This window comes from Actinomyces israelii, from assembly GCF_030253495.1.
Taxonomy (GTDB): domain Bacteria; phylum Actinomycetota; class Actinomycetes; order Actinomycetales; family Actinomycetaceae; genus Actinomyces; species Actinomyces israelii.
Map to the genome: position 1 here is coordinate 1,395,292 of NZ_CP124548.1, position 16,289 is coordinate 1,411,580.

At 73.0% G+C, this 16,289-nt stretch carries 13 protein-coding genes; 8 read left to right on the forward strand and 5 right to left on the reverse strand.

The genetic code is table 11. From position 1 onward, the window contains the following. Positions 1–42: 42 nt before the first annotated feature. Positions 43–1,359, reverse strand: a complete 1,317-nt coding sequence (locus tag AIF0345_RS05685) for a CapA family protein (RefSeq protein ID WP_285297589.1) — start codon at positions 1,357–1,359, stop codon at positions 43–45. A gap of 148 nt (positions 1,360–1,507) precedes the next feature. On the opposite strand from AIF0345_RS05685, the gene pgsA reads away from it, so the two are divergent. The 6 genes from pgsA to AIF0345_RS05715 all read left to right on the forward strand — a co-directional run bounded on the left by pgsA (position 1,508) and on the right by AIF0345_RS05715 (position 5,614). Then, positions 1,508–2,215, forward strand: a complete 708-nt coding sequence (gene pgsA, locus AIF0345_RS05690; protein ID WP_285297590.1) for a CDP-diacylglycerol--glycerol-3-phosphate 3-phosphatidyltransferase — start codon at positions 1,508–1,510, stop codon at positions 2,213–2,215. Next, positions 2,212–2,727 carry a CinA family protein gene (locus AIF0345_RS05695; protein ID WP_268916654.1) on the forward strand — a complete coding sequence of 172 codons (516 nt, stop codon included), beginning with the start codon at positions 2,212–2,214 and terminating at the stop codon, positions 2,725–2,727. The genes pgsA and AIF0345_RS05695 overlap by 4 nt, the downstream gene beginning before the upstream one ends. A 133-nt stretch (positions 2,728–2,860) precedes the next feature. Next, positions 2,861–3,283, forward strand: coding sequence for a helix-turn-helix domain-containing protein (locus tag AIF0345_RS05700; protein ID WP_404975981.1), 423 nt, complete (start codon positions 2,861–2,863; stop codon positions 3,281–3,283). Positions 3,284–3,438: 155 nt separating this feature from the next. Then, on the forward strand, positions 3,439–3,672 hold the full coding sequence (locus tag AIF0345_RS05705) for a DUF3046 domain-containing protein (RefSeq protein WP_268916655.1): 234 nt from the start codon (positions 3,439–3,441) through the stop codon (positions 3,670–3,672). A 221-nt stretch (positions 3,673–3,893) separates the two neighbouring features. Next, the gene (gene recA, locus AIF0345_RS05710; protein WP_043564666.1) at positions 3,894–5,120 is read left to right on the forward strand and encodes a recombinase RecA; all 1,227 of its coding nucleotides are present in this window, start codon (positions 3,894–3,896) and stop codon (positions 5,118–5,120) included. Further along, entirely contained in the window at positions 5,120–5,614 is a 495-nt protein-coding gene (locus tag AIF0345_RS05715; protein ID WP_043564668.1) for a regulatory protein RecX, read from the forward strand. Before recA ends, AIF0345_RS05715 begins: the two co-directional genes overlap by 1 nt. A gap of 27 nt (positions 5,615–5,641) precedes the next feature. Here AIF0345_RS05715 and AIF0345_RS05720 read toward each other — a convergent pair whose 3' ends face one another. Beyond that, on the reverse strand, positions 5,642–7,519 hold the full coding sequence (locus tag AIF0345_RS05720) for a phosphoenolpyruvate carboxykinase (GTP) (RefSeq protein WP_268916656.1): 1,878 nt from the start codon (positions 7,517–7,519) through the stop codon (positions 5,642–5,644). A 285-nt stretch (positions 7,520–7,804) separates the two neighbouring features. On the opposite strand from AIF0345_RS05720, the gene AIF0345_RS05725 reads away from it, so the two are divergent. Beyond that, positions 7,805–9,541 carry a formate--tetrahydrofolate ligase gene (locus tag AIF0345_RS05725; RefSeq protein ID WP_268916657.1) on the forward strand — a complete coding sequence of 579 codons (1,737 nt, stop codon included), beginning with the start codon at positions 7,805–7,807 and terminating at the stop codon, positions 9,539–9,541. Positions 9,542–9,706: 165 nt separating this feature from the next. Here AIF0345_RS05725 and gcvH read toward each other — a convergent pair whose 3' ends face one another. From gcvH to gcvP, 3 genes are read right to left on the reverse strand one after another with little or no spacing between them, the layout of a single operon-like run. Beyond that, on the reverse strand, positions 9,707–10,099 hold the full coding sequence (gene gcvH, locus AIF0345_RS05730; protein WP_285297592.1) for a glycine cleavage system protein GcvH: 393 nt from the start codon (positions 10,097–10,099) through the stop codon (positions 9,707–9,709). A gap of 35 nt (positions 10,100–10,134) precedes the next feature. Beyond that, positions 10,135–11,451 (reverse strand): glycine cleavage system aminomethyltransferase GcvT, encoded by a 1,317-nt coding sequence (locus tag AIF0345_RS05735; RefSeq protein WP_285297593.1) that lies wholly within the window; start codon positions 11,449–11,451, stop codon positions 10,135–10,137. After that, positions 11,448–14,450, reverse strand: coding sequence for an aminomethyl-transferring glycine dehydrogenase (gene gcvP, locus AIF0345_RS05740; protein WP_285297594.1), 3,003 nt, complete (start codon positions 14,448–14,450; stop codon positions 11,448–11,450). Before gcvP ends, AIF0345_RS05735 begins: the two co-directional genes overlap by 4 nt. Before the next feature lie 1,048 nt (positions 14,451–15,498). On the opposite strand from gcvP, the gene AIF0345_RS05745 reads away from it, so the two are divergent. Next, positions 15,499–16,245, forward strand: coding sequence for a hypothetical protein (locus AIF0345_RS05745; RefSeq protein ID WP_285297595.1), 747 nt, complete (start codon positions 15,499–15,501; stop codon positions 16,243–16,245). Positions 16,246–16,289 lie beyond the last annotated feature (44 nt).

Consider the following 16,289-nt stretch of genomic DNA (forward strand, 5'->3'; position numbering starts at 1 on the left):
CCCGGACCCGGGCGGACGGGGAGCGGCCCGCCCCGCCGGGCCTCAGCCGCGCGGCACCACCGTCGGCTCCGGCCCGGTCATGGCGGGCACGTCATCGGAGTAGGTCTCCATGTTGAGGAAGGTCGTCGCCGCGTCCCACCGGTTGGCGAGCTCCTCCTCGCTCAGGGTGCAGCCCTCGGGGACGCTGCCAGCATGGGCGGCCGCCAAGTCTATCATGTGGTGGCCGTTGTTGTCGACGGTGAAGGGGTGCCAGTGCAGGGCGTCCACGTGCGCCTCACTCGCGCCGTCGGCGGCCTGACCGACGGTGACATCGACCCACACGAAGGTGCCGGTGCCCGCCAGCGCGTTGCCCAGCTCGGGCGACTGGTTGGAGATGAAGTTGCCGGCCGAGTACGACACCCACATGCCCGCGCCGCCGGGGCCGCCCTTGAGGAGCTCGTTGGTCTGCGGCACGTGCGGGTGCGCGCTGAACAGGACGTCGATCTCGCCGGTGTCCGCGATGGCCTGGGCGTACTCGGTCTGCTCGGCCACCGGGTCGGAGGTGTACTCCTCGCCGATCTGGGAGTGCAGGACGACGATGTCGGCTCCCGCCTCGCGGGCCGCCCGCGCCTGCTTGGCGGCCCAGTCGACGTCATTGAGGTTGACCGCCCACTGCGGGTCGGCGGTGAAGCCGTTGAGCCCGTAGGTGGTGGACAGCTCGGCGACCCTCACCGTGCGGCCCTCGCGCTGGAGCTCGTAGATCTGGTAGGGCCTGTCCGCCTCCGCCTGGGTGCGGTTGGTCCCGCTCCAGCCCATGCCGGCGTCCTGGAGCGCGTCGGCGGTGGCGATGACGCCGTCCATCCCCTGGTCCCAGGAGTGGTTGGAGGCGGTCGCGCACCCGTCCCAGCCCGTGCTCTTCAGGGCGGTGACGACACCCGGCAGGGTGCCGAAGGTGGGGAATCCGGAGACGACGCCGGTCGGGGAGACGGGGACCTCCATGCCGCACAGGGCCAGGTCGACCCCGCTGGTCCAGGGCCGGGCCGCCGCGGTCAGCGGTGCGATGTCGCCCTGCCCGTCCTCGGTGTCGTCCATGACGGGCACGTGCATGAGCACGTCGCCGCCGTATCCGATCGTCAGGTGCGCGTCGGGCGGCGGCGTGGGGGAGGGGCTCGCCGCGGGCTCCTCGGACGCCGTCGCCTCCGCCGGGTCGGTGGCGGAGCGGGCGCAGCCGGTCAGGAGCCAGTCGCCGGCGGCGCCGGTCCACACCAGGGCGACGACGGCGACCACCGCGAGCGGCCCGGTGCGCCGTCGGCGCGCCCCGGGGATCGAGGGCCGCGCGGAGTCGCCGGGCCGAGAGGATTCAGAAGTGTGAGAAAACATACGTCTCAGGGTAGGGGCTCGGCCACGCCGTTGAAAGGACTTCGAGTGGAAGGCTATCTCCTGGCCCACACCCGGCATCGCCCGTGCGCAACCGCCGTCGTGCCGTGCCTGAGCTGAAGAGGGCGCTCACACCGTTAGGCTTGTCCCGATGAACGCCACTCCGACGCCCCCCGACCGTGAGGGCTGCGAGGGCTGCGAGGGCTGCGAGGACCATGGCGATCGTGATGGCGCTGCCGCCGGAGTCCCGGCCCCGCAGGGCCCCTCAGCGCCGGGCCGCGCGCCCCTGCTCAATGTCGCCAACGCCCTGACCGTGCTGCGGCTCATTCTGGTGCCGGTCTTCATCTGGCTCATGCTGAGCCCCGGCGAGGCGACGAGGCTGACGGCGACCCTCGTCTTCATTGTCGCGGCCTTCACCGACCGCCTCGACGGGCAGCTGGCCCGCTCGTGGGGCCTGGTGACCAGCTTCGGCAAGATCGCCGACCCGATCGCGGACAAGGCCCTGACCCTGTCGGCCTTCCTCCTGCTCTCGGTCGCAGGCAGCCTGTGGTGGTGGGTCACCATCGTCATCATTGTGCGCGAGCTGGGCATTACGGTGCTGCGCTTCGTCATGCTGCGGCGCGCCGTCATGGCGGCCTCCCGCGGCGGCAAGCTCAAGACGGTGCTGCAGATGTTCGGCATCGTCGGTCTGCTGATGCCCTGGGGCATGCTCCTGCCCGACGCCGTCGCCGGCGGGATCACCGCGCTCGCCTACGTCGTCATCGCCGGCGCGCTGGTCGTCACCGTGGTCACCGGCGGCGACTATGCTGCTCAGGCCTGGCGCATCGCTCGGCGGGCGGCGGACGGAGCTGGACGATGAGCCCCGCCGATGGCGCCCCCCGGGCCTCCACCCTGGTCGAGGCGGCCCGCTGGCTCCTGGCGAGCGCCGAGAGCCGCGGCCTGACCGTTGCGGTCGCCGAGTCCCTCACGGGCGGCGAGGTCGTCTCGACCCTCGTGAGCGTCCCGGGCGCGTCGGCCGTCGTCGTCGGGGGCGTGGTCGCCTACGCCACGCGGATCAAGTCCCAGGTGCTCGGGGTCGACGAGCGCCGCCTGAAGCGCACCGGCCCGGTGGACGGCGAGGTCGCCAGGCAGATGGCGAGCGGCGTGGCCGCGCTCATGGGAGCCGACCTCGGGCTGGCCACCACGGGCGTGGCGGGCCCCGGGCCGGCCGACGGCCACCGCGCGGGCACCGTGCATGTGGCGGTGGTCTCGCCGTGGGGCGAGGTCTCGCGCGAGCTCCACCTGGACGGGGACCGCATGCAGGTGCGCGACGGGGCGACCACGGCGGTCCTCGCGCTCGCCGCTGCCCTGCTCGGTGCGGCCGAGACCTGATTCCTCAGCAGGGAACCTGTCGGATACCCAGGTTTCTTCCAGGATCCTCGGCTTTGATGATCCTGCCGCCGGCGAGGCGCACAGCCCCACGGCGGCGGGAATGAATCTCCGCAGTGAATGGTTGCACCACACGATGAATAACGCGACTCACCCCCGCACAACCCGACCCGCTCGACCGGTCGGACGCGCGCCGATGCGCCCGGCCGTCAAGGCTGGACGCGGTGCGGCTGCGGACGCCACCGCCAGCAAGCACGAGAACGTCCTCCTGCGCCGTGAGATCGGCGAGGTCCTGCGCTCGGTGCGTCAGCACCAGGGCCGTACGCTCCGCGAGGTCTCCGGCCAGGCCAGGGTCTCGCTCGGATACCTCTCGGAGGTCGAGCGCGGCCAGAAGGAGGCCTCCTCCGAGCTGCTCGCCTCCATCTGCCAGGCCCTGGAGGCCCCGCTGTCCGTGGTTCTGCGCGAAGTCTCCGACCGCATCGCCGTGACCGAGGGCGTGACCATCCCGGACACGGTCCCCGACGAGCTGGTGCGCCAGCAGGGCGTGCCCCTGCGCTGATCGCGCACTGTGCGCGACCAGGTGACCAGGTAGTTCTGCCTCCGGTGCCGTCCGCGGCGCCGGAGACGGCTGGGCCTTCGCGCTGCAGGAGGGCGTGGGGCGCGGCCCGCCTCTTCGCCCCAAGGGCGCCTGCGCGCACGCGACAGGGATCCCACATGAAGCACTCCGAGTTCTGGAAGGCAGTGGAGACCGTGTACGGCTCGGCCTACGGGCGCTCTCTCGCGCAGGACCTCGTGGTGCCGGGCCTGGGGGCTACCTGCGTGGAGGCGCTGGCGGCAGGGGTGCCTCCACGCGAGGTCTGGCACGCCCTGTGCGATGAGACGCAGGCCGGCGACGCGGACCGCTGGGTCTTCCGGGAGGATGTTCGACGGCGACCATCCCGGCGGTGAGCGACACGTCATCATCCCGGCTGGGATTCGAACACGTGTTCGGCTACACTGGTCCACAGACGACGTTCGCGCGCCCGGTGCCCACAGGGCTCGATAGGGAGCGGTGAAACATGTCGGTGGTCCGGCATAACGTCGTTCGTGAGCCCCGGAGAGGGGACCTCACCACAGGACCAGCCATGACCGCCGCGGCGTCGAGCCGCCCGAGAACCCGAGGTAGACCCATGCCCGTCGCCACCCAGACCAAGGACCGGTCCAAGGCCCTGGCCACCGCACTCGCCCAGATCGACAAGTCCTTCGGCAAGGGGTCGGTCATGCGCCTGGGGGATGACACCCGCCCGCCCGTGGCCGTCATCCCCACCGGCTCGACCGCCCTCGACATCGCCCTGGGGATCGGCGGCCTCCCGCGCGGCCGCATTGTCGAGATCTACGGGCCGGAGTCCTCCGGCAAGACCACCGTCGCGCTCCACGCCGTCGCCAGCGCCCAGAGGGCCGGGGGCAACGCCGCCTTCATTGACGCCGAGCACGCCCTCGACCCGGTCTACGCCAAGGCTCTGGGCGTGGACACCGACAACCTCCTCGTCTCCCAGCCGGACACCGGCGAGCAGGCCCTGGAGATCACCGACATGCTCATCCGCTCCGGCGGCCTGGACATCATTGTCATCGACTCCGTCGCCGCGCTCGTTCCCAAGGCGGAGATCGAGGGGGAGATGGGCGACTCCCACGTCGGCCTGCAGGCCCGCCTCATGAGCCAGGCGCTGCGCAAGATCACCGGAGCGCTCTCGTCCACCGGTACCACCGCCATCTTCATCAACCAGTTGCGGGAGAAGATCGGCGTCTTCTTCGGCAGCCCGGAGACCACCACCGGCGGCAAGGCCCTGAAGTTCTACGCCTCGGTGCGCATCGACGTGCGTCGCACCCTGACCCTCAAGGACGGCGACCAGCCCGTGGGCAACCGCACCAAGGCCAAGGTCGTCAAGAACAAGATGGCTCCGCCCTTCAAGCAGGCCGAGTTCGACATCCTCTACGGCCAGGGGATCTCCCGGGAGGGCGGCCTGCTGGACCTCGGCGTCGACAACGGCATCATCCGCAAGTCGGGGGCCTGGTACACCTATGGCACCGACCAGCTCGGGCAGGGCAAGGAGAACGCCCGGACCTTCCTGAAGGACAACCCCGAGCTCGCCGAGGAGATCGAGAACAAGATCCTGGCCGCCCTGGGCGTGGGCGAGCCGGGGCGCAGGGCCAAGGAGGAGGCCGCTGCCGCCGCCGCGCAGGCCGATGCCAAGGCCAAGGGCCCCTCCAAGGACGACTCCGCCGGTTCCGCCGGCCCGGCCAAGGACAGGGACTCGGCCGCGAAGGGCGCCGTCAAGACCGCCAAGAGGCGCACCAAGAAGAACGCCGCCGAGCTGGACATCGACTCCGCCTTCGGCGAGGACGCCGGCGGCTTCTAGTGCCCTGGCTCACCGCCGATGAGCACCAGGAGGAGGTAGAGGCTGCACGGGACGTCGTCCTGCGGCGCCTCGACCGCTCGCCCGCTCCGCGCGCGGCGCTGGCCGACCTGCTGGCGCGCAAGGAGGTCGCCCCGGACATCGCCGAGGAGGTCCTCGATCGGCTCGAGTCCGTCGGACTCGTCGACGACGCCGCCTACGCCGCCGCCCTGGCGCGCACCCGCTTCGCCGAGAAGGGCGCCGCGCGCCGGGCCATCGCCGAGGAGCTGCGGCGCAAGGGCCTGGGGGAGGACGACATCCGTGCGGCCCTGGGCCAGATCGACTCCGACGACGAGGCGACCGCGGCCCTGGCCCTGGCGCGCAAGAAGCTCGCGGCCACCCGGGGGCTCGAGCCCGCGGTCCGCCGGCGCCGCGCCCTGGCGCTGCTGGGCCGCAAGGGCTACTCCCGCGAGGCCGCCCTGCGCGCCCTCGACCGGGCCCTGGCGGAGCAGGGCTGAGGGGTCGCCGGCGCGCAGGGCCGCGGGTCAGGCCCGGCGGCCTGGACCGCCGCTCGCCTCCTCATCCAGGGCGGCCTGCACGCGCCGGTGCGCCTCCCAGATCTCCTCGGGCAGGCCGTCGAACTGGGCGAGGTGCTCCTCGCGCAGATCCATCTCCCGGCGCCAGCGGTCGGCGTCGATCTCGAGCAGCCGCTCCAGGTCGCCGCGGTCCCCATCGAATCCGTCGAGGTTGAGCTCCTCGACGCGCGGGACCAGCCCCACCGGGGTGCGCACGCCCTGGGCCCGGCCCTCCTTGACGTCGATGAGCCACAGCAGGGCGCGCAGGTTCTCCCCGTAGCCGGGCCACAGGAAGCGCCCGTCGTCGGGGTCGCGCTGGAACCAGTTGACGTGGGCGAAGATCGGCGTGTGCTCGGCGGCGCCCAGCACGTCCAGCCAGTGGCGGGCGTAGGCGCCTTCGGGGAAGGACATGAAGGGGCGCATGGACATGGGGTCGTAGCGCAGGCGCCCCTCGGTTCCCTCCGCGGCGAAGGTCGCCTCGGCGCCCAGCGTCAGGCCGTCGTAGACGCCCTCGGCCAGGTCGGTGATGGCGCGGATGAGGGGCTCGCGGTCGCGGCAGCGCCCGCCGAAGATAATGGCGTCGATCGGCACGCCCTCGCTGCGCTCGTAGTCCTCGGCGATGTTCGGCACCACGGACAGGCGGGCGGTGAAGCGAGAGTTCTTCTGGGACCACAGGTCCTCGTCGGCGCCGGAGCGCTGGTGGTCGGCGGGGCGCTCGGAGACGAGCTCGTTCTTCCAGTCGCGCCAGCCGGTCACGTCGTCGGGGTAGTCGGGGGTCTTGCCCTCCCACCACAGCTCCTTGGTGCCCTCATGGTGGGCGACGTTGACGAACAGGGTGCCGGTGCCCTCGGCGATCGCCCTCATGGCGTTGGGGTTGGACTCCCAGCTGGTGTCCTTGGCCACCCCGAAGGTCCCGTACTCGGGGTTCATGCCGTAGACGCGCCCGTCCTCGCCCACGCGCAGCCAGACGATGTCGTCGCCGTAGAAGTCGACCTCGTAGCGGTCGCTGAGCGCGGCCGGCGGCAGCATCATGGCCAGGTTGGTCTTGCCCGAGGCCGAGGGCATGCCCCCGCAGACGTGGTAGGTGCGGCCGGTGACCCTGTCCCGGATGCCGATGAGCATGAACTGCTCGCCCATGAAGCGGCCCGAGGCCCAGCCGTCGTAGGAGCCCTGGCGCAGGCCGTGGGCGATCTTGCCCAGCAGGGCGTTGCCGCCGTAGGCGGAGCCGAAGTGCAGGATGGTGCGGTCGTCGGCGATGGTGGCGAACAGCCGGCGGTCCTCCTCGGTGCCCTGGCCCAGGGCCTCCAGGTCCCCGGTGGCGTGGACGGCGCGCACGAAGAAGCCTGGGTCGTCCAGGTCGTTGAGGTAGCCGGTGCCCACGCGCGCCATGCGCAGCATCTGGAGGACGACGACGCGGTTGTCGGAGAGCTGGACGCCGACGGCCCAGCGGGCCAGGGGCGAGCCGGGGGGCGCCATGAGGTAGGGGACGACGTACATCGTCCGGCCGGTCATGGCGCCGCTCATGCGCTCGACCTGCTGGGCGCGGACCTCGTCGGCGTCGCGCCAGTTGTTGTAGACGCCCCTGTCGGCGGGGTCGTGGGTGGCCACAACCGTGCGCTCCTCGGAGCGCGCGGTGTCCTTGGGGTGGCTGTGGGCCAGGTAGCGGCCGGAGCCGGCCTCCATGATCTCCCCGGCGTCGAGCGCCTCGGCGAGAAGACGCTCGTCGGCATCCGAGTCCACGACCTCGATGCGGTCGGGGGTGAGGATCTGGGCCCATTCGGTGACGAACTCGTGGACTGAGGGGTTGGTGATCCCCGCTCGGGCGAGGACCTCGGTGGGATGCGTCATGAGAACTCCAATCGTTGAGCGGGTCCCGTCGGGCATCGTCGCCCAGGTGCCCGACGGGCCCGTGCCCGATCCTATGCAAAGTTTCGGGTATGCGAAAATCTGAACGCAACCTGTGCATTGCCGCCAGCGGGCTCCGGGAGCCGCGTCGCTTGCACCACCCGCCCCCACCGCCGAGATCGGTCCGGTTCCGGCTCGAGATCGGTTCACATGACCGATCTCGGCGCGGAGCTCGACCGATCTCGACGCGCCCGGAGCCTCCCGGAACCACTCCTCTACGCTTGGCCCATGAGCGAATCCGACCGGGACGGCGCCCGGACCGCCCCCGACCTCCGCGACCTCGCCGCTCGGGCCGGCATCGGGGCCGAGCACGTCATCCCCTACGGCCGCGACGTCGCCAAGATCGACCTGGGGGTCCTGCGGTCCGGCGAGGCCACGGCGCCCCGGGGCGCGGGCCACTACGTCGTCGTCACCGGCATGACCCCGACGCCCTTCGGCGAGGGCAAGACGACTGTCGCCATCGGAGTGGCCCAGGCCCTCGCCCGCCGCGGCGAGCGCCCCGTGCTCACCCTGCGCCAGTCGGCGATGGGCCCGACCTTCGGCATCAAGGGCGGGGCGGGCGGCTCCGGCAGGGCGCGCATCCTGCCCGCCGAGCGCATGAACCTGCACCTGACCGGCGACTTCCACGCCGTCACCGCCGCCCACAACCTCCTGGCCGCCGTCATCGACAACCACCTCCACCACGGCAACGAGCTGCGCATCGACGAGCGGACCATCACCTGGCCGCGCGTCCTGGACGTCAACGACCGCGCCCTGCGCCACATCGTCACCGGCCTGGGCACCCGCGCCGACGGCGTCACCCGGCAGTCCTCGTTCGACATCACCCCGGCCAGCGAGGTCATGGTCATCATGTCCCTGGCGACGTCCCTGGCCGACCTGCGCGAGCGGCTCGGCCGCATCGTCATCGGCCGTGACGCCGACGACCGGTGGGTGACCGCCGAGGACCTCCGGGCGGCGGGGGCCATGTCCGCGATCCTGCGCGACGCTCTGGCCCCCAACCTCCTGCGCACCGGCGAGGGCGCACCGGCCCTGGTCCACACCGGGCCCTTCGGCAATATCGCCACCGGCTGCTCCTCGGTCCTGGCCGACCTCGTCGCGGCCCGGGGTACGGCCGGGACCGCGCGGCGTGCGCCGGGCTACGTCCTCACCGAGGCCGGCTTCGGGGCGGACATGGGCCTGGAGCGCTTCATCGACCTCAAGTGCGCCGTCTCCGGCATGCGGCCCGAGGCCGCCGTCCTGGTCGTCACCGTGCGCGCCCTCAAGGCCCACTCCGGCCGCTACCGCCTCGTCGGCGGCAGGGACCTGCCCGCCGAGATGCTGGCTGAGAGCGTGGAGGACGTGCGGGCGGGCGCGCCGAACCTGCTGCACCACCTGGGGATCGTGCGCGGCTTCGGCCTGACCCCGGTCGTGGCCGTCAACGTCTTCCCCACCGACCACGACACCGAGATTGCCGAGGCCCTGCGGATTGTCCGCGAGACCGGCGCCCGGGCGGCCGCCGTCCGCCCCGTGACCGACGGCGGCGCCGGCTGCCGCGAGCTCGCCGACGCCGTCGTCGAGGCCTGCGACCGGGCCCGCCGGGCCGGGGTGCCGCCGGTCCGGGCGCTGTACGGCCCCGAGGACGACCTGCGCACCAGGATCGGCAGGGTCGCCGCCATGTACGGGGCCGACGGCGTGGACTACGCGCCCGCCGCCGCGCGCTTCCTCGAGCGCTGCGAGCGCGACGGCTTCGGCCGCCTGGCGGTCGTGGTGGCCAAGACCCCGCTGTCGCTGTCGCACGAGGCGACCCGCAGGGGCGTGCCGACCGGCTGGCGGCTGCCGGTGCGCGAGGTGCGGCTGGCCGCCGGCGCGGGCTACGTCTACGCCCTGTGCGGCGCGGTCTCGACCATGCCCGGGCTGCCGAGCCGGCCCGCAGCCGAGCGCATCGACATCGACGCCGCCACGGGGGAGATCCTCAACCTGCGCTGAGTCCGGGCGCGCAGCAGGGGCGCGGCCGCGCATGCGAGTCGCCCCGGCCGGGGCTCGCCGAGATCGGTCGTATTCCGGCTCGAGATCGGTTCACATGACCGATCTCGACGCGGAAGTGAACCGATCTCGACGAAAGGGGAGGGGAGGCGCGGGCGGCTGCAGGGCTCAGGCGGGGGCGATCTCGGCGTCGAAGCGCTCGGCGTACTCCTCGGGGCTGAGCAGCTCGCCCTCCCCGGTGACCTCGACGGCGAACAGCCAGCCCTCTCCGTAGGGGTCGGTGTTGATGACGCTGGGGTCGTCCACGGCCGCATCATTGCGGGAGGCGACCGTGCCGGTCACCGGGGAGTAGAGGTCCGAGACGGCCTTGGTCGACTCCAGCTCGCCGCAGACCTGGCCGGCCTCGACCTCGGCGCCGACCTCGGGCAGCTCGACGAAGACCACCTCGCCCAGGGCGTCGGCGGCCACCGCCGTAATGCCGACGCGGGCGGGCGCGGCGGCGTCGATCCACTCGTGCTCGGCCGAGTACCGCAGGTGGGGTCTAATGTGCTGACGGGGCATATCGTTTTCCTTTCCTCTCAGGACGGCTGGCGGCGTCAGCGCGCGCGCCGGTAGAAGGGCGCGGCGACCACCCTCATGGGGTGGGTCCGGCCGCGCACGTCGACATCGAGGGCCGTGCCCTCCGGCCACCCCGGCTCCTCCGGAGAGGCGGGCACCAGCAGCGCCAGGGCGATCGGGTGGCCGAGGGTGGGGGACAGCAGGCCGGAGGTGACGACTCCGACGCGCCGGTCCTCATGGTCACGGACCTCGCAGCCGGCGCGGGCCGCGCGGCGCCCCTCGCCCGCCAGGGCCACGAGCCGCCGTGTGCCCTCGGAGCCCTCGCGCGCGGCGCGGGCCGCCAGCGCCTGCCTGCCGACGAACTCGGGCTTGTCCAGCTTGACGACGGCGCCCAGCGAGGCGTCGTACGGCGTGGTCTCCTCGGTCAGCTCGTGGCCGTACAGCGGCATCCCCGCCTCCAGGCGCAGCGAGTCGCGCGCCGCCAGGCCGCAGGGCGTCAGCGCCGGGAGCGGCCTCCCGCCGGCGTCGTCGTCCCCGGGCGGCAGGGCCGCGGCGCGCCCGGCGATGACGGTCCACAGGTCGACGGCGTCCTCGGCGCCGCAGAACAGCTCGAAGCCGTCCTCGCCCGTGTAGCCCGTGCGCGCCAGCAGGATCGAGTGCCCGGCGGCAGCGGCCCGCACCGCGGCGTAGTAGCGCAGGCGCCGCAGGATCGTGGGCCCGCACAGCACATCGGGCCCGCAGTCCCCGTCGTCGTCGGGGGCGCCCTCCTCGGGGCGCAGTGCCGCGGGCATCCCGGCGCCGGAGCCGATGACGCCGCGCAGGATCTCCTCCGCGCGCGGGCCCTGGACGGCGATCAGCGCCATGGTCAGCGAGATATCGGCGACCTCGCAGTCGAAACCGGCGCAGCGCGCCGCCAGCTCGGCGGCCACGCGCTCCCGGTTCCCGGCGTTGGGCACGACGAGGTACTCCTGGTCGCCCACGTGGTAGACGATGAGGTCGTCGATGATCCCGCCGTCCTCGGCCACGATCATGGTGTAACGGGCCCGGCCGAGTGCCACCTTCGAGATCCACCCCACCAGGGCGTGGTCGAGCGCGGCGGCGGCGCCGGGGCCGGTCACCTTGACCTCGCCCATGTGGGACAGGTCGAAGATGCCGGCGCTGCGGCGCACGGCATGGTGCTCGGCGAGGTCGGAGGCGTAGCGCAGCGGCATCTGCCAGCCTCCGAAGTCGGTGAAGGAGGCGCCCGCTGCGGCGTGCACGGAGTGCAGGGGCGTGGTGCGCACCGTGCGCACCGTGCGCACCGTGCGTGCCATGGCGGACTCCTGGGTCTCCTCTGGGGGCCTGTGCTCGGTCATCGTTCCTCCTCTGATGTCAGGACGGCGGTGGGCCGGGCGGTCAGCGCGGCCGATACGGCCGGGGCGGCATTGTCGGGCGCGGGGCAGGTGCACCTCAGGTGACGGTCCCCCCAGGCGTTGTCAATGCGCGAGACCGGCGGGAAGTACTTGTCCCGCACCAGCGTCGGCTCCGGGAACGCGGCCCGGCTGCGGGGATAGGGGCGGTCCCACTCGTCGGAGGCGACCTGCGCGAGCGTGTGCGGGCTGCGGCGCAGCGCGGAGTCCTCGACGGCGGTCCGGCCGGCGATGACCTCGTCGATCTCGCCGCGGATGGAGCGCATGGCCTCAACGAAGCGGTCCAGCTCCTCGAGCGGCTCGGACTCGGTGGGCTCGACCATGAGCGTGCCCGCGACCGGGAAGGACAGGGTGGGGGCGTGGAAGCCGTAGTCGATGAGCCGCTTGGCCACGTCCTCGGCGCTCACCCCGGAGCGCGCCGTCAGCTCGCGCAGGTCGAGGATGCACTCGTGGGCGACGTACCCGCCCGGGCCCGAGTACAGGGTCGGGAAGCAGTCCCGGAGCCGGCGCGAGAGGTAGTTCGCGTTGGCGACCGCGGACAGGGTCGCCCTGCGCAGGTCGGCGTCATCCAGCAGCGCCAGGTAGCTCCAGGCCAGCGGCATGACGCCGGCCGAGCCGAAGCGCGCCCCCATGACCGGGGCGCCGCGGAAGCCGTGGTCCGCGTCGGCCGCCTCGGGGGCGGGGGAGCCCGACGGGCCCGCCGGCAGGTAGGGCGCCAGGTGCTCCTTGACGGCCACCGGCCCCACACCCGGCCCGCCGCCGCCGTGCGGGACGGCGAAGGTCTTGTGCAGGTTGAGGTGGGAGACGTCCCCGCCCAGGTCGCCGGGCCGCAGCAGCCCGGCCAGGGCATTGAGGTTGGCGCCGTCGATGTAGACCTGGCCGCCGGCCTCGTGGACCAGGCGGGTGACCTCGCCGACCTGCGGCTCGAACACGCCGTGCGTCGAGGGGTAGGTCAGCATGATCGCGGCGAGGCGGTCGCCGTGCTCGGCCAGCGTGGCCCTGAGGTCGTCGACGTCGATGGAGCCGTCGGGCGCGGTGGCGACCACCTTGACGGCCAGGTCCGCCCCGGCCGCGGAGGCGGCGTTGGTGCCGTGGGCGCTCGCGGGCACCAGGCACAGGTCGCGCCGGCCCTCGCCCTTGTCGCGCAGGTAGTGCCTGATGGCCAGCAGGCCGGTCAGCTCGCCCTGGGCGCCCGAGGCGGGCTGGAGGCTGACGCGGTCGTAGCCGGTCAGGGCCGCCAGGCGCTGCGAGAGCTGGGCGAGCAGCAGCCGCCAGCCCGCCGTCTGGGCGGCGGGAGCGTAGGGGTGGATGCCCGCCAGCTCGGGGACGAGCCAGAGCGCGGACTCCGCCGCCGCGTTGAGCTTGAGGGTGCACGAGCCCAGCGGGATCATGGTGCGGTCCAGGGCGAGGTCGCGGTCGGCCAGGCGGCGCAGGTAACGCACGAGTGCGGGCTCGCTGCGGTAGTCGTGGAAGGCCGGGTGGGTCAGGAAGGCGCTCTCGCGCACCAGGGCCGGCGGCAGGGGGAGGGCCCGGGCCGGTGCGCCGTCGTCGGGGTCGGCGGGCCTCCGGCCGGTGAGGGCCCCGACGACGACGGCGACGTCCTCATCGGTCGTGGTCTCGTTGGTGGACAGGCCCACGTGATCGGCGTCGAGCAGGCGGAGGTTGTAGCCGAGCTCCTCGGCGCGGGCGACCGCCCGCTCGGCGGCGCCCGGCACGACGACGCTGAGGGTGTCGAAGAAGCTCTCGTGCTCGATGCAGAGCCCCGCCGCGCGCACCCCGGCGGCGATGCGCGCGGCCTGGGCGTGAGCGTGGCCGGCGATCGCCCTGAGCCCCTCGGGGCCGTGGTGGACGGCGTAGAAGGCGGCGACGACCGCGAGGAGTGCCTGGGCGGTGCAGATGTTGGAGGTCGCCCTCTCCCGCCGGATGTGCTGCTCACGGGTCTGGAGGGCCAGACGGTAGGCCTCGCGGCCCTCGCTGTCCCGGGAGACGCCGACGATTCGGCCGGGGACCTGCCTGCGGAGACTGTCGGCCACAGCCATGAAGCCGGGGTGCGGGCCGCCGTAGAACAGGGGCACGCCGAGCCGCTGGGCACTGCCGACAGCGATGTCGGCGCCGACGGCGCCGGGCTCCCTCAAGACGGTCAGGGCCAGGGGGTCGGCGTCGACGGCCGCCAGGCCGCCGCGCTCGTGGACCGCGGCGATCGCCCCGGCCAGGTCCCGGATCGCTCCGCGCGTGGTCGTGTGGGCCAGGACGGCGCCCAGGAGCTGCTCCCCGGGTGCCGCCGAGCCGTCCTCAATGGCCGCTGGCTCGGCGGTCAGCGCTCGGATCCCGAGCGCCTCGCAGCGGGCCAGCGCCACCTCGATGCACTGGGGGTGCAGGCCGCAGTCCAGGACGACCGGGCGCCCGGCGGCCCTGCGGGACGCCCGCGCCATGAGCAGGACCGCCTCGGCGACCGCGGTGGCCTCGTCCAGCAGCGAGGCGCAGGCCACCGGCAGGCCGGTCAGGTCGCTGATGAGCGTCTGGAAGAGCAGCTGGGCCTCGAGCCGGCCCTGGCTGATCTCCGCCTGGTAGGGCGTGTAGGCCGTGGTCCAGGCCGGGTTGCCCAGCACGTCGCGGGAGATGACGGCGGGTGTGAAGGCGGGGTGGTAGCCGCGGCCGATCATCTCGGTGTGCGGCTCGTTGAGGGCGGCCAGTGCCCGCAGGGCCTCAATGGCCTCGGGCTCGGACAGGCCGCCGGTGGCGGTGGAGGGCTCGCTGCCGCCGGGCGGGGGCAGGGCCGGCAGGCCGGCGGGGACGACGGCGGTGGCCAGGTCCTCGAGCTCGTGCAGGCCCAGGGCGGCCAGCACGGGATCCTGGCGGTCGCCCGTGGCGCCGATGTGGCGCAGGACGAAGGGGACGTGGGGAACGGCGTGTCGTCGAGCCATGAGGACCTCCGGTCGGAGCATGAACCGGCCCACATCCTAGGGGACGAGCCGGGGCCCTCGTGAACGGATGCGCCAGCGCGCCGTGGCGCCCCGGCACCCGTTAGGCGCACGCGCATCGGAGTGCGCGGTCTCAACCCTCTCCGGCCCGAGATCGGTTGTTCTCCGGCCTGAGATCGGTTCAAGGGGCTCAGCGGGGCCCGTCGCCGGGCCTCCATCAATCCTCCGGGGCGCTCCGGGACACCCGAGAGGCGGACATCAGTCGGAAAAGGTGGCTCCCACGCACTTTTAGCACCGGCCCCCGCCCCGCTCTCGCCGCAGAACCGCGGAATCACGCCGTTCCCCGCTGCGTCCAGGATCGGCGAACGCCTTAAAAGTGCGTGGGAGCCACCTTTTTGAGGGGTCGCAGCCCGCGGCGGACGTCAGGCGGGCCCTCGACCTCGGCCAGCCGGGCCTGTTGCGGGCCGCGTACTGAGCGACTACGCGGGAGGGCGCGAGCGCGGGTCGGGAGACTCTGCTCAGCGCGGTTGCGCTCCGCCGCGTGTGGTCGCAGTCGGTGCTGCCCGAGGTCGCGCGCCTGTCCCTGGAAGCGGTTGGGAGCTTCGGATCCGCGCCGCATTGGAACCAGTCGTCCGGGCCCTGGATGGGGAAGCGCCCCTCGTTGGCGAGCCTGAGGTCCGGTATCGTCCGTATCATGAGTACTGACGCTGGCCGTCAGCCTGTCCCGGGCCGTTCTCATGACGGGCCCTCCCACAGGCCTGGACGCACCGGCGCGTCTCGGGTGGGGCGACGCGCCGCCCTGGTCGGCGGCGTGGCCCTCCTCGGGGCTGCGGGGGTCGGGGCGGTCGCCGTGAGCCAGGGGATTCTCCGACCCCCGTGGCATCGGGGGTGCGGGTGCGTCATGCCGCCGCCTCCTTCGCCTGCTGCCGGCGTTGAGTCCCTGCGGGACGCCGTTGAGGCCTATGCCCGTTCTCGGAGCCTTGCTGCCACAACCAGACTCGAAGGCGCCGGTGTCGCTTCCAAGGTCGTCCTCTACCGCAGATCCGAGGAGGGCGACGCCGATGCGGCGGATATGGGCGCCTTCCTCACCGGGCTCCACGCGGAGGTCTCTGACGAGATCGCCGGCGGGCAGGGCCTGTCCGTCGATGTCGATCTGCGATGGACCAGCGGGGGCGAGGACCAGGTCCTCACAGCCGGCCTCACAGGCGCCACGGACTCGGCTCGTCTTGGGGCGTGCGTGGCAATCGCCGTCCCCGTGCTCGTCGATGGAGCGGGCCAGGCTGACATTACCGACGACACCCTGTCCTGCTACCTCGGGGGAGATCCCGCTCCTCAGGCGGTGCCGGACGGCAGGGGCCGGCGCGTCGGCTGGATGCTCGCAGCGCCTGCGAGCCTGCCCGAGAGCGTGCTCTTCAAGCAGGTCGCCTTGAGCCACCTCACGGCCACCATTGAGATGCGGGCCGGCGGGGACCTGTCCGCCCTGCCGATCGACGGCCTCTCCGACAAGTCCTGGGAGGCCGGCTGGACAGATCTCACGGTGCAGGACCTGGCCCCCGGTGCGTCCGTCCTGGTCGAGAGCAGCTCCCAGGGGCGCAGCGGCCCCCTTCAGGTCGCCGATGTCCGCGGCGTCCTGGAGGAGGCGCGATCGGGGAGCTGGGCGCGTCGCATCATCTTCAGGGGCGACATCGGCACCGACGACCCGGGGGCCGCCTTCGACTGCGACGACGGCGCCCTGTCTGTGCCGGATCCGATGCCTACGATCGACGGCATGCCCCTGTCCGCCGAGCTGTCCGAGGGGCTCCTCCGCGATCTCGGTTAGGGCGTGGGAGGCGAGTGCTCTTCAGGTTCTGGGGGCGAGCCGCC